Genomic DNA, 12,282 nt, shown 5'->3' with positions numbered 1-12,282 from the left:
TTTGGCTAAGGAGTAGCAAATAAGTCTAGGAGAATTTAATGCTGGATTTTTTCACTTCATTGAATGAGCATAATTTACCATATCCAGATCCCTTACATCCTATCGTGGTTCACTTTGTAATTGCGATGGTTCTGTTTTCTGTTTTCTGTGATTTTGCTGGTTATGTAACTGGTAAAACTACTTTGTTTGAGGTGAGTTGGTGGAATATGTGTATTGCCACAGTTGCTATTTTTGTGGCAATTATTTTTGGTCAATTTGAGGCTGGTTTAGCTAAACCCTACGAACTTGCTAAATCAGTTTTAAATGTGCATACTCTCATTGGTTGGTCATTGTCAGGAATTATCGCGGCATTTACTGCTTGGCGCTATGTTTTGCGGAGTCGTAACCCGAAAAAACTCCCTTTTCATTACATAGCTATGGCAGTTTTATTAACGGCACTTGTTGGTTTTCAAGTATATCTCGGTGATGAACTTGTATGGGTGTATGGCTTACACACCGTACCTGTTGTGGAAGCGGTAAAGGATGGAATCTTGCCATGAATTCAGAATTACTAGACCAAATTAGTCAGCAAATGGGTGCAAATGGTTTACCTTATGCCATTCCCATTCATCCTAATTTAGTGCATCTCACATTAGGTTTATTCATCATTGCCATTATCTTTGATATTTTAGGTGTCTTCTTCCCTTTGGAAAAATGGCTATTCAGATTTTTGGGAATTAAAGTTGAACGTTCTCAATTATTTGATGTGGGTTGGTACAACATTTTTGCTGCGGCTGTGATTACATTTTTCACAGTTGGTGCAGGTTTTTATGAAATGTTATTAGCAGCCCCACCAGCAGATATCAAAAGTCCTTGGGGAATGTTAGCAATGCCCACAATGATGTGGCATGGTGTCGGTGGTGTATTACTACTGGCTCTCATTGTTGGTATGACTTTTTGGCGAGGTTGGCAACGTTATGTTATCGGCAAATACGAAGAAAGAGAAGTACAAATTTCTTATCTAGTTGTTGGTGTAGTTATTATGTTGCTGATGTATTTTCATGGCACATTAGGAGCGCACCTAGCAGCAGATTTTGGTGTTCACAATACAGCCGATAAATTATTGCGAGCAGGACAAGATATTAATCAGATATTTGGTAACAAATAACAACTGACAACGAACAACTGACTACCATGAATATGCGGCAAGTTTTAAACTTTTTGACCATAGTTACTGGAGCAGTTGCTGTTACTCTTACTAGTCTCTGGATTGGTAAACAGGCTTATTATTGGCTACCTCCCCAAGCGGCTGCTGAATCTCATCTGATTGATGATTTATTTAGCTTTTTGGTAACATTAGGATCTTTAATTTTCCTGGGAGTAACTGCTACTCTCTTCTATTCCATCGCTTTTCATCGCGTGAAAGCTAATGATTTAAGTGATGGTCCCCACATTGAAGGTAACGTTACTTTAGAAGTAATTTGGACAGCAATCCCGGTGATGTTGGTGTTGTGGATTGCGGGTTATAGTTACCAAGTTTACGAAGAAATGGGTATCCAGGGACCATCTCACCAGATACATCTACATAATCCCATGAAGACGGAAACTGCCTATGCTATGGTAGATCCAGCTTCAGAAGCCGCAGTAGCTGAGGACTTAGAACACATTGATGTGTCAGCTAAACAGTGGGCTTGGGTGTTTCATTACCCAGAAAACAATGTTACCAGTACAGAATTACACTTACCAAGCGATCGCCGTGTCCGTCTAAATCTACATTCAGAAGACGTACTTCATGGCTTTTATATCCCCGCTTTTCGCCTCAAACAAGACATCATTCCTGGTAACGACCTCGACTTTGAATTTACCCCCATTCGCCCCGGTGCATATAGCCTAACGGACTCTCAGTATAGCGGTACATACTTTGCCACCATGCGAGCCAAGGTCATTGTGGAAACTCCAGAAGAGTATCACCAGTGGTTAACAAAAGCTGGCAGTCAGAAACCCAGCCCAGCCCCCAACCAAGCGGCTTCAGAATATGCCCAAAAACTAGAAAACGGCATTAACAGCGGTTGGAAAAGCGTTGAACCTGCAACCCCACCCTTAGTCAATTTCTCAGGTTAACTAACTTTTGTCTGAATCAGGATTTCCAGGATTTAAGGATTTTCAGGATTTTATTTATTTGTATTTTTTAAATCTTGTTCATCTTTCTAATCCTCAGCATCCTGATATGGCCACGCTATCAGACATTTAATCCCAATTTCCTATTCTTTAACTAATGACTAACATCCCCATTCATATTGGTGGTGAGCCACATCACCACGAACCGCCTCAAACCTGGAGAACATACTTCAGCTTTAGCACAGACCATAAAGTCATCGGTATCCAATACCTCGTTACCTCCTTTATGTTCTTCCTGGTTGGCGGTATCTTCGCCATGATTTTACGCGGAGAACTCATCACCCCTGAATCCGACTTAATAGACCGCACAGTATACAATGCCATGTTCACCATGCACGGAACAGTTATGCTGTTTCTGTGGACATTTCCCTCCCTTGTTGGTTTAGCTAACTACCTTGTACCCCTGATGATTGGGGCGCGAGATATGGCATTTCCCCGCTTGAACGCCGTCGCTTTTTGGATGGTTCCTGTGGTGGGAATTCTCCTCATGTCCAGCTTCTTCGTTCCCGGTGGACCTGCTCAATCTGGTTGGTGGGCATATCCCCCCGTTAGTACCCAAAACCCCACAGGAAACTTGATTAACGGTCAAGTTCTTTGGTTATTAGCAGTGGCTATTTCCGGTGTCTCTTCCATTATGGGTGCGGTGAATTTTGTCACCACCATTGTGAAAATGCGAGCGCCGGGAATGGGTTTCTTTAGAATGCCCCTGTTTGTTTGGGCAGTATTTAGCGCCCAAATTATCCAATTATTTGGCCTGCCAGCTTTAACAGCCGGTGCTGTTATGTTGCTATTAGATATTACAGTCGGGACTGCCTTTTTTGACCCCACCAAAGGCGGAAATCCGGTAATGTTCCAGCATTATTTCTGGTTCTATTCTCACCCAGCGGTTTATGTAATCATTTTGCCAGTGTTCGGGATTTTCTCGGAAATCTTCCCGGTTTATTCCCGCAAACCTTTATTTGGTTACAAAGTCGTTGCTATCTCTTCAATGTTAATTGCTGTAGTTAGCGGCATTGTTTGGGTACACCATATGTATGTAAGTGGTACTCCTGGCTGGCTACGGTTATTTTTCATGGTGACAACCATGTTTGTATCTATTCCCACAGGGATTAAGGTATTTGCTTGGGTAGCCACTATTTGGGGCGGAAAAATTCGGCTAAATACACCCATGTTATTTGCTTTGGGTGCTTTGGTAATGTTTGTGTTTGCTGGGATTACAGGAATTATGCTTTCTTCTGTACCAGTAGATGTTCATGTTAACAATACCTATTTTGTAGTTGGACATTTCCATTATGTTCTCTATGGAACTGTAACTATGGGACTGTATGCAGCTATCTATCATTGGTTTCCCAAAATGACTGGCAGAATGTTCCACGAAGGTTGGGGAAAAGTCCATTTTTGGTTAGCTTTTATCGGCACAAATTTGAATTTCTTACCTATGCACCCATTAGGTTTGCAAGGGATGTTGCGCCGTGTTGCTTCCTATTCTCCAGATTTAGTTGGTTGGAATATTGTGGCTAGTTTGGGTGGTTTCTTGTTAGGAATGTCCACTCTTCCTTTCATCTTCAATATGTTAATTTCTTGGATGGACGGAGAGCCAGCTACTGATAATCCTTGGAGAGCAATTGGTTTAGAATGGACTATTTCTTCTCCTCCTCCTGTTGAGAATTTTGACGAAATTCCGATTGTTACTTGCGAACCTTATGGTTATGGCAAGTCTGAATTAATGGTATCTGCTGAACATGAGTAATTTGTCAATATTTAGATCCCCGACTTCTTTTTGATTTTGTGAATAAGTTAGGAATTTATAACAGAAGTCGGGGATCTTATTTCTCACTAATCTCTTCAATTGGAAATTATGATGGATAGTTCTGTTTCTCCTGATGAATTAGATCATGTTAGTCATGAGCATGGACATGATGAAGAAGGCAGTAAAATGTTTGGTTTTATTGTTTTTCTGTTATCGGAAAGTGTAATCTTTTTAAGTTTCTTTACTGGTTATATTGTCTACAAAACTACTGCTGTTAATTGGTTGCCGGCTGGTGTTTCTGGTTTGGAAATCAAAGAACCCAGCATTAATACGGTTATTTTAGTTGCTAGTAGTTTTGTGATTTTCTTTGCAGAAAAGGCATTAGAAAAACATGACTTGAAAACTTATCGGTTGCTGTTGTTTTTAACAATGGCTATGGGTAGTTATTTCCTCTATGGCCAAGCGGTGGAATGGAGTCAACTGGAATTTGGCTTTACTTCTGGTACGTTTGGAGGAATGTTTTACCTATTAACTGGTTTTCACGGTTTGCACGTTTTTACCGGGATTCTCTTACAGTCAATAGTGTTATTTCGTTCTTTCCTTCCTGGTAACTTTGATAATGGCCATTTCGGCATAAATGCCACTTCTTTGTTTTGGCACTTTGTTGATGTTATCTGGATTGTTTTGTTTCTGCTTATTTACGTTTGGCAGTAAATATTTTATTAGCCAAATAGCAATAAATTATGTAGGGGTTTAGCAATGCTAAACCCTTATTCATGTATTTATATAATTATTTCAAAAACTCCTCGATTACCTATTTTAAAGTAAGTTTCTAAATTCTTCTCTATCTAATTGACAATCACGGAGTATTTGTGTCATTAATCCAGTTCCAATTGTTTCACCAGCATGGACTGGAACAACGGTTCTTCTCCCATCACTGTGTACAAGAATATGATGACTTCCTCGCACTCTGATGACTTCAAAACCTGCTTTACAAAGTGCTGCTATGACTTCTTTTCCTGTTAAACTTGGTAATTTACTCATACTTCAATTGCAATTCTTTGCACACCTACAAATTCCAGAGATTCTGTTTGATTTTCATCTACTTCTAAACACAGTTCTATTGCTTCTCTAATTCTTTCCATTAGTTCATCTAAAGATTTTGCTTGGGTGTGACAACCGGGAATACTGGGTACAGATGCAACAAAGTAACCATCAGCATCTCGTTCAATAATTACATTAAATTCTCTACTCATTTGGGTATGGGGATTTTGTTGACATAGTTTATTTTAAAGCATAATCCTATTTCACAAAATTATCTATTTAGGAAAATAGCGATAAATTTCTTTTCGGTGTAAAACTCTTTCAAAAATTAATGTTTCACTATCAAAAATAATACCAAGACGATAATCACCTATGGGAATCCGATAAGCACTATCATATCCCTGAAGCTTTTTGATATTTGTGATTTCTGCAAAACTTGATATTTCGATTATTTCTGCAAAAGCAAATTTCTTAATAGACACATAGTAAGGTGTACTTTTGAGTGCTTTCAAATCTTTAATCGATTTTATATTGTTCATCACCGTAATGCTTCTATTATATGTATCTTGATATATTATCCTACCGACAGGTGCTTATACAATATTCTGAATATCACGATGTGGTATTTCATCTGCTGTCAAAGTCACAACTTTACCATCTCGCAAAATACTAATTGATTCTCCTAATCTGCGATGTCTTTCTATTGCATTTGCGATCGCAAATTTCACACCAGCATCTATTTTTTGATGTAACTCTGTAACGGGAACATGAGATTTATTATCTTGCTGTAATTTGATTCCAGATTCCGTATTCATAAATTATCACTTCCTTATTTATACCTGATTCAGCCACTAATTGAGGTTCATCCCCAGAATTATTATATACTATCCAAGTATCACACAAAGGTAAATAAAGGTCAGTTAGGTTTCTGCGTCCACGTTCATAGCGTCTACGGATGATATCTTCTGGAATATTATGACCTCCACTTGCTACCCGTCTCCGTACTCTAGCTATGGCTAATTCTGGAGTTTCTAACCAAAAATATATCAAATTTATTATATAACCTTGGGTTTTGCATTCTCTAATAAACCGCGCAAAATTACGAGCAGCTAAAGTAGTTTCAAAAGCAAAATCAGATTTTTTATTAACAAGAGTTTCTAATCTTTGTAACATTAACTTTCCTGCTTCAATAGCTACAGATTCAGAATTAAAAGGAGAAATACCCGCTGCAATGTTATCAGCATTGATATATTCAAAAACTTCTAAAAAATATGGGAGAATTTGCAAAGCTACGGTTGTTTTACCAGAACCGTTTGCACCCCCGATAATGTACAAATTAGGCATGATTATGATAATATATATTGACTAGTGTATTTATTTACATTTTACCATCAAAATAAATCTTTATTTGAACAAAAGTAAAATCTATAATTTTATGGATACCATATTAATATCATATAATAAAAGCGTGATAAATTATGATTTCCTTATCTATACCAAATTCAGTAATTGGTAATAAAATCCCAGTTTTAATCCTGTTAATCCTTAAATCTTGGATATCCTGATTCAGACAGTTTCCCTAACTAGCAACTTACGTTTTAGGGATTGCAGGAATTAAGATCATAATTGTCATATCCATCACAAGCTATACTAAAAATTAATCCCTTATTTGTGTTTTCTATGGTTGTAACTGCTTCGACCACCAAGATCACCTGGGAACTCCTACCAGAAGACTTCATTTTAGACGATGAACCCGTGGATAATGTCAATCAACCCAGTCTAGCCGCAGCATTAACAGAAAGCCTAGAACTTGCTGGCAAACTTCCAGAAACCTCCCTCTCTACGACCAATTACGGCATCTGTGCCACAGTAAATGAAAAATTTGTCATCAAAGCTCCTGACTGGGCTTACGTGCCACAAATCACAGTGCCTAGAGAGCAAGTTCAACGTAGTTACACTCCCCATAAACAGGGACAAATCCCTGTGGTAGTAATGGAATTTCTTTCCGATACAGATGGAAGTGAATATTCCAATAAGCATACTTATCCTCCTGGAAAATGGTTTTTTTATGAACAAATTTTAAAAGTTCCTAACTACATCATTTTTGAACCAAACATTGGGGAATTAGAAGTACATCAATTAGATAACAATGGACATTATAAATTGTCTTCACATCACGAAAATCAGCGTTACTGGTTAGCGGAGATGGAATTATTTATTGGTGTGTGGGAAGGAAAGCGCGAAAATCGTCAAGGTTACTGGTTGCGCTGGTGGGATCAAGATAATAATTTGTTGCTTTGGGGTTCTGAGTTAGTCCAACAAGAACGACTTGCTAAAGAAACTGCACAACAACAAGTTAACCTAGAACGACTTGCTAAAGAAGCCGCATTAAAACGGTTAGAAGAGTTAGAAAAACGCCTTATAGATGCGGGTATTTCCGACTAACTTCTATTCATTCGTTAACAAATGACAGCTATTAATATAGCGAGTGGTATGCACTCTTTGTGAGATACATCCTAAGCCCCCTCCTCGCTTGCGGGGAGGGGGTTGGGGGTGGGGTTTTTGTATCTCACTCAACCGATAACCGCTATGGTACAACTCGTAGAACCATAAAATGATCAATAACAAACCTATTTGCATTTCCCTATTTACAGGTGCTTTTGGCTTAGATTTAGGACTAGAACAAGCAGGATTTCATACTGTTAGTGTAGTAGAAAAAGACCGGGATGCAGTTAAAACAATTTCTCTTAATAGACCTTATCTCCAAGAAAGTGCTATTCCCAGAGAATTAGAAAAAGTAAGTTCCCAGGAATTACTGGAAGAAGGAGGAAAAGTTTTAAATCTAGGTCGCGCTTTAGTTCCTGGGGAGGTAGACTTAGTAACAGGTGGTCCCCCTTGTCAGCCATTTAGCACCGCAGGAAAACGCGGTTCTGTAATGGACCCTCGCGGTAGTTTATTTATGGACTTTATTCGCATTGTTAAAGAAGTCCAACCCCGCTTTTTTTTGATGGAAAATGTTAGAGGTTTACTTTCTGCTTCTCTACGTCATAGACCAATAAATCAACGCGGAAAAGATTACCCAGCTTTAGAACCTGATGAAATGAATGGTGCAGCTTTAAAGATAGTTTTAGCAGAAATGAAGGAATTAGGCTATAACGTAGTTTATAACCTTTTAGAAACAGCAGATTATGGTGTTCCTCAAAATAGATTGCGGGTAGTTTTTATTGGTTCTAGAGATGGTGAAGCCTCTACATTTCCTCTAGCTAAATATAGCAAAGATGGTAAATTTTTACCAAAATGGATAACGTTAAAAGATGCGTTAACAGATTTTGTGGATATTCAACCAGAATTTATGCGTTATTCAGAAAATCGTCTCAAGTTTTTAAGATTATTAAAAGCAGGACAAAATTGGAAATATTTACCAAAAGAATTACAAGCCGAAGCAATGGGAGGTGCTTATAATTCTGGTGGGGGAAAAGTTGGTTTTTACAGAAGATTATCTTGGGATAAACCTTCTCCAACTATTACAACTTGTCCTCACCAAAAAGCTACAGATATGTGTCACCCTGTAGAACTTCGTCCTTTAACTGTGCGCGAGTCTGCGAAAATTCAAACTTTTCCTGATGATTGGATTTTTCATGGTTCAATAAGTTCTAAGTATAAACAAATTGGTAATGCAGTTCCGGTGTTACTTGCTAAAGAAATTGGTGAATATCTGATTAATTTAATGTAGGGAAATCAAGCAAAAGAAAAATAAGTTACTGAAAACATTTCGCTATTTTCTTGATATAATGTCAATATCATATAATATGAAATTGTGTATTAAATTAATATGAAATCTTGTATTGATGCTCAACAGCTAGAAATATTCCCATTATTTCAACCTGTAACTACCATAAAACCTACCACTAAATTTACCTTTATAGACCTATTTTCCGGTATTGGTGGCTTTAGAATTCCTCTCGAAGAATTAGGAGGAATTTGTTTGATGCTTTAGCTTTTGGATTTTAGATTTCATATAAATAATTACAACTTCAATTTAACATCACGAGATGGTATTTCATCTGCTGTCAAAGTCACAATTTTACCATCTCGCAAAATCCTAATTGATTCTCCTAACCTCCGATGTATTTCTATTGCATTTGCTATTGCAAATTTCACACCAGCATCTATTTTTAATGTAACTCTGTAAATTTAAAGACAATACTTCCCTTCTAAATGTACAGATCAGAATACTTCTTATAGCACAATCAAACTATTCCCTTGGGTGATTGTTTCATAGCACTAATCTCAACTAGATTGTTGAAAGAAGTTAGGACTTCCCCCTCTTGCGTCTTTAATTTTTTCTAGCTATCAAGAACTGTAACACTACTGCTAAACGGCAGTTTAGCTATCCCCCTAATCCAGATAACCCAATGCTTTGGGGTGCGTTCAAGAAGTAATGCACCTGCCTGATTATTTAACCTATAACCTACTTTTGTTTGTGCAAATTGTTTCTAGGATGCTCATTTAAGGAGACTCTAATGACTAAGCAATTCAACGGTACAATCGCTCTCGACATTCGTGATTCCGTCCCAGATTGGGAACCTTACGCAGAACCAAAAGCCCCAAAAGGTTCACCAAATATTCTTTACCTCGTGATTGACGATACAGGCTTCGGCGCTTGGGAAATGTTTGGTGGCAAGATCAAGATGCCCAATCTGAACCGAATTGCTAGAAAAGGTTTGGTATATACCAACTTCCATACCACAGCCCTATGTTCTCCCACCCGTTCTTCCCTATTAAATGGGCGCAATGCTACCAGTAATGGGATGTCCTGCATTGAAGAAGCCACTTCTGGTTTCCCCGGAAATAATGGGCGTATCCCCTTTGAAAACGCCCTAATTCCCGCAGTGTTAAGCGAACGGGGGTATAACACATTTGCTCTTGGTAAATGGCATTTGCTGCCAGAAGAAGAAGCAAATATGGCTGCGAGTAAGCGTAACTGGCCACTCGGTCGTGGGTTTGAACGCTATTACGGATTTTTAGGGGGAGAAACGGATCAATGGTATCCCGATCTCGTCTATGACAATCATCTAATTGAGCCTCCCTATGCACCAGATTTGAGTGACACTGAGAAGGGCTATCATCTATCGAAAGACTTGGTAGATAAGGCAATTTCCTTTATCCAAGATACAACAGCGATCGCTCCTGAAAAACCTTGGATGATGTATTTCGCTCCCGGTGCAAATCATGCTCCCCATCAAATCTGGCCACAGAAGATAGTAGATTACGGATATAACACAACATTGAGATACTCGGAGAATCCAAAAGATATCTCCTTTGAGCAAACTAGCATCTTTAAAGATGGCTATGAGGTTTACCGCAAAGAAGTTCTCGACGAGATGAAAAGGTTGGGAATCTTCACCGGCAATTTTGACCCATCTGTGATCAATCCTCATAATGAGGGTGTGCTTGATAAAAACTATGCAGGTTCTGACCATACTATCGTAGGAGTACCTGAAGGGAAGGTGTGGCCTCAAACAGATTATGTAAGACCTTGGGATAGTTTGAACCAAAAAGAGAAAGCTCTATTTATCCGCATGGCAGAGATTTATGCGGCATTCTCCACCTACACCGACGAACAAATTGGTCGTTTGCTAGACTTTCTCGAAAAAACAGGGCAAATGGATAATACCATTATCATTGCCGTGGCTGATAATGGCGCGAGTGCGGAGGGAGGACCCAATGGCTCAGTCAACGAAAACTTATTCTTCAACGACGTTGCCGACAATTTTGACAAAAACTTTGCTCTTCTTCCGGATCTAGGGACAGACAAAACCTACAATCACTACCCCACGGGTTGGGCATGGGCTTTTGATACCCCTTTCAAATATTGGAAACGTTGGTCTGGCTATGAAGGAGGTGCAGCGACTCCCTTCATGATCTGCGGACCCGGCATTGACAAAAAAACAAAAGATTTCAAATACGAATATCGCAAACAGTATGTTCATGCGGTTGATGTAGTGCCAACCCTTTATGATTGTTTGAACATAGAACCACCAGAAGTGGTCAAAGGCTTCACCCAAAACCCCATTGAGGGCATCAGCTTTAAATATACTTTTGCTCCTGAATATGGTCAACCCAAGTACCAGTTTCCCTACAAAGACGATGCTCTCAAGCCCAAAGACGAGAATGGTAAGCCAAAGAAGGTAAGAGAGACTCAGTTCTATACCATGCTGGGAACACGGGGAATTTGGTATAAGGGCTGGCACGCTTGTACCTCCCATGCTCCTGCACCCTCTGATTGGGGCAGCTTTGAGCTAGATAGATGGGAACTTTACTGTATGGATGGTGATAAGTGGTTAGAGAAAAAGGCTGGTGAAGGGAAGGCAGTATCTGCTGTACCCGTCATTGTGCCTGCTGACCCAACTCAAAGTACAGACTTAGCTGAAATCTATCCCAAAAAGCTCGAAATCATGAAAAATATGTGGTTCGTGCAAGCAGGGATATATAACGGTATGCCACTCGATGATCGCTCGGCTGCTGTTGGGCTTGGTGCGGAACGTCCCCAGTTGGCAGATCCACCAGACTTTACTGGTGGTGGGGACTGGCCTAAAGGCGAATTTGGGTATATCTACTATCCAGGGGGATCAGAAATTCCCGAAGCGGTAGCTCCCAACATTCGGATGCGGTCTTATTCTATTACGGCAACTGTTGAAGATTTCTCCAAGGTAAAAAATCCAGCGGGGGTTCTGTTAGCTCACGGAGGGCGGTTTGGTGGACACAGTTTCTATATCCATGAGAACCGGCTTTGTTATGTCTATAACTGGCTAGGACAACGGGAGCAAAAGGTCAGTTGTCAACTTCCAAAAAAACTGACTGGTAGCGTGAAGCTCAAAGTTAAATTTGAAAAAACTGGGATGCTATCGGCAGATCCTACTTTTGGTAGTAGCACTTTAGGAAATGTCAGTCTATTTATTAATGACATAGAAATCCCAGTAGCTCAAATTCAACATAATCTGGATAGTTTTGCAGACAAAACAAAGCCAGAAGACAAGTTCCTGACTCAACCAGGCAAGTTTGCCCTAGCTGGGGAAGGATTCAATATTGGTCGAGATGCCGGTCAGCCCGTGTCGTCAGACTATGCAACACACATACCTTATGAGTTTGAGGGAGCGACCCTTAAACAGGTCCTAGTCACAATCAAAAACGACGCTGAAACAATGAATCCTGAGAAAGAATTTCAGGGTATGTTGTTGCGTGACTAATCTACTTAGTCTTAGGGCTTACCCATAGACCCTATCTCTAGGGGCAATTCATGAATTGCCCCTACCAAACCTACTTATTAT

14 protein-coding genes are annotated in these 12,282 nt (G+C 39.5%); 9 read left to right on the top strand and 5 right to left on the bottom strand.

The window, feature by feature from the left end; genetic code table 11:
• Positions 1-38 precede the first annotated feature (38 nt).
• The 5 genes from EZY12_14535 (at position 39) to EZY12_14515 (ending at position 4,621) form a co-directional block, all read left to right on the top strand.
• Entirely contained in the window at positions 39-539 is a 501-nt protein-coding gene (locus tag EZY12_14535; protein ID QSX66064.1) for a DUF2231 domain-containing protein, read from the top strand.
• The gene (locus EZY12_14530) at positions 536-1,147 is read left to right on the top strand and encodes a DUF2231 domain-containing protein (GenBank protein ID QSX66063.1); all 612 of its coding nucleotides are present in this window, start codon (positions 536-538) and stop codon (positions 1,145-1,147) included. The genes EZY12_14535 and EZY12_14530 overlap by 4 nt, the downstream gene beginning before the upstream one ends.
• Before the next feature lie 26 nt (positions 1,148-1,173).
• The gene (locus EZY12_14525) at positions 1,174-2,100 is read left to right on the top strand and encodes a cytochrome c oxidase subunit II (GenBank protein ID QSX66062.1); all 927 of its coding nucleotides are present in this window, start codon (positions 1,174-1,176) and stop codon (positions 2,098-2,100) included.
• Between the two features lie 154 nt (positions 2,101-2,254).
• On the top strand, positions 2,255-3,907 hold the full coding sequence (gene ctaD, locus EZY12_14520) for a cytochrome c oxidase subunit I (protein QSX66061.1): 1,653 nt from the start codon (positions 2,255-2,257) through the stop codon (positions 3,905-3,907).
• 111 nt (positions 3,908-4,018) lie between these two features.
• Positions 4,019-4,621, top strand: a complete 603-nt coding sequence (locus EZY12_14515) for a heme-copper oxidase subunit III (GenBank protein ID QSX70675.1) — start codon at positions 4,019-4,021, stop codon at positions 4,619-4,621.
• Between the two features lie 105 nt (positions 4,622-4,726).
• On the opposite strand, the gene EZY12_14510 is transcribed toward EZY12_14515, so the two are convergent.
• From EZY12_14510 to EZY12_14490, 5 genes are all read right to left on the bottom strand, one after another.
• The gene (locus tag EZY12_14510; GenBank protein QSX66060.1) at positions 4,727-4,951 is read right to left on the bottom strand and encodes a type II toxin-antitoxin system HicA family toxin; all 225 of its coding nucleotides are present in this window, start codon (positions 4,949-4,951) and stop codon (positions 4,727-4,729) included.
• A complete protein-coding gene (locus EZY12_14505; GenBank protein QSX66059.1) occupies positions 4,948-5,163 on the bottom strand; it encodes a type II toxin-antitoxin system HicB family antitoxin in 216 nt (71 codons plus the stop codon). The genes EZY12_14510 and EZY12_14505 overlap by 4 nt, the downstream gene beginning before the upstream one ends.
• Before the next feature lie 63 nt (positions 5,164-5,226).
• Positions 5,227-5,490 (bottom strand): type II toxin-antitoxin system RelE/ParE family toxin, encoded by a 264-nt coding sequence (locus EZY12_14500; protein QSX66058.1) that lies wholly within the window; start codon positions 5,488-5,490, stop codon positions 5,227-5,229.
• 54 nt (positions 5,491-5,544) lie between these two features.
• Positions 5,545-5,748 carry a hypothetical protein gene (locus tag EZY12_14495; GenBank protein ID QSX70674.1) on the bottom strand — a complete coding sequence of 68 codons (204 nt, stop codon included), beginning with the start codon at positions 5,746-5,748 and terminating at the stop codon, positions 5,545-5,547.
• Entirely contained in the window at positions 5,729-6,295 is a 567-nt protein-coding gene (locus EZY12_14490; protein ID QSX66057.1) for a zeta toxin family protein, read from the bottom strand. The genes EZY12_14495 and EZY12_14490 overlap by 20 nt, the downstream gene beginning before the upstream one ends.
• 336 nt (positions 6,296-6,631) lie before the next feature.
• Here EZY12_14490 and EZY12_14485 point away from each other — a divergent pair, with 336 nt between their 5' ends.
• From EZY12_14485 to EZY12_14470, 4 genes are all read left to right on the top strand, one after another.
• Complete coding sequence (locus tag EZY12_14485; GenBank protein QSX70673.1) at positions 6,632-7,396, top strand: Uma2 family endonuclease; 765 nt, start codon at positions 6,632-6,634, stop codon at positions 7,394-7,396.
• Positions 7,397-7,565: 169 nt separating this feature from the next.
• Positions 7,566-8,684: a DNA cytosine methyltransferase gene (locus EZY12_14480; GenBank protein ID QSX66056.1), complete on the top strand. Its 1,119-nt coding sequence runs from the start codon at positions 7,566-7,568 to the stop codon at positions 8,682-8,684.
• A gap of 99 nt (positions 8,685-8,783) precedes the next feature.
• Positions 8,784-8,948, top strand: coding sequence for a DNA cytosine methyltransferase (locus EZY12_14475; protein QSX66055.1), 165 nt, complete (start codon positions 8,784-8,786; stop codon positions 8,946-8,948).
• 526 nt (positions 8,949-9,474) lie between these two features.
• On the top strand, positions 9,475-12,201 hold the full coding sequence (locus EZY12_14470) for a sulfatase-like hydrolase/transferase (protein QSX66054.1): 2,727 nt from the start codon (positions 9,475-9,477) through the stop codon (positions 12,199-12,201).
• Positions 12,202-12,282: the final 81 nt, after the last annotated feature.

The organism is Dolichospermum sp. DET69, assembly GCA_017355425.1.
Classification (GTDB): Bacteria; Cyanobacteriota; Cyanobacteriia; order Cyanobacteriales; family Nostocaceae; genus Dolichospermum.
Note: the sequence above shows the minus strand (reverse complement) of the source record. Positions and strands in the feature narration are given on the sequence as shown.

What these genes read in the sequence shown, in the direction of transcription:
- EZY12_14535 (QSX66064.1), top strand. Translation starts at nt 39, where the DNA reads ATGCTGGATTTTTTCACTTCATTGAATGAGCATAATTTACCATATCCA.
- EZY12_14530 (QSX66063.1), top strand. Translation starts at nt 536, where the DNA reads ATGAATTCAGAATTACTAGACCAAATTAGTCAGCAAATGGGTGCAAAT.
- EZY12_14525 (QSX66062.1), top strand. Translation starts at nt 1,174, where the DNA reads ATGAATATGCGGCAAGTTTTAAACTTTTTGACCATAGTTACTGGAGCA.
- ctaD (QSX66061.1), top strand. Translation starts at nt 2,255, where the DNA reads ATGACTAACATCCCCATTCATATTGGTGGTGAGCCACATCACCACGAA.
- EZY12_14515 (QSX70675.1), top strand. Translation starts at nt 4,019, where the DNA reads ATGGATAGTTCTGTTTCTCCTGATGAATTAGATCATGTTAGTCATGAG.
- EZY12_14510 (QSX66060.1), bottom strand. Translation starts at nt 4,951, where the DNA reads ATGAGTAAATTACCAAGTTTAACAGGAAAAGAAGTCATAGCAGCACTT.
- EZY12_14505 (QSX66059.1), bottom strand. Translation starts at nt 5,163, where the DNA reads ATGAGTAGAGAATTTAATGTAATTATTGAACGAGATGCTGATGGTTAC.
- EZY12_14500 (QSX66058.1), bottom strand. Translation starts at nt 5,490, where the DNA reads ATGAACAATATAAAATCGATTAAAGATTTGAAAGCACTCAAAAGTACA.
- EZY12_14490 (QSX66057.1), bottom strand. Translation starts at nt 6,295, where the DNA reads ATGCCTAATTTGTACATTATCGGGGGTGCAAACGGTTCTGGTAAAACA.
- EZY12_14485 (QSX70673.1), top strand. Translation starts at nt 6,632, where the DNA reads ATGGTTGTAACTGCTTCGACCACCAAGATCACCTGGGAACTCCTACCA.
- EZY12_14480 (QSX66056.1), top strand. Translation starts at nt 7,566, where the DNA reads ATGATCAATAACAAACCTATTTGCATTTCCCTATTTACAGGTGCTTTT.
- EZY12_14475 (QSX66055.1), top strand. Translation starts at nt 8,784, where the DNA reads ATGAAATCTTGTATTGATGCTCAACAGCTAGAAATATTCCCATTATTT.
- EZY12_14470 (QSX66054.1), top strand. Translation starts at nt 9,475, where the DNA reads ATGACTAAGCAATTCAACGGTACAATCGCTCTCGACATTCGTGATTCC.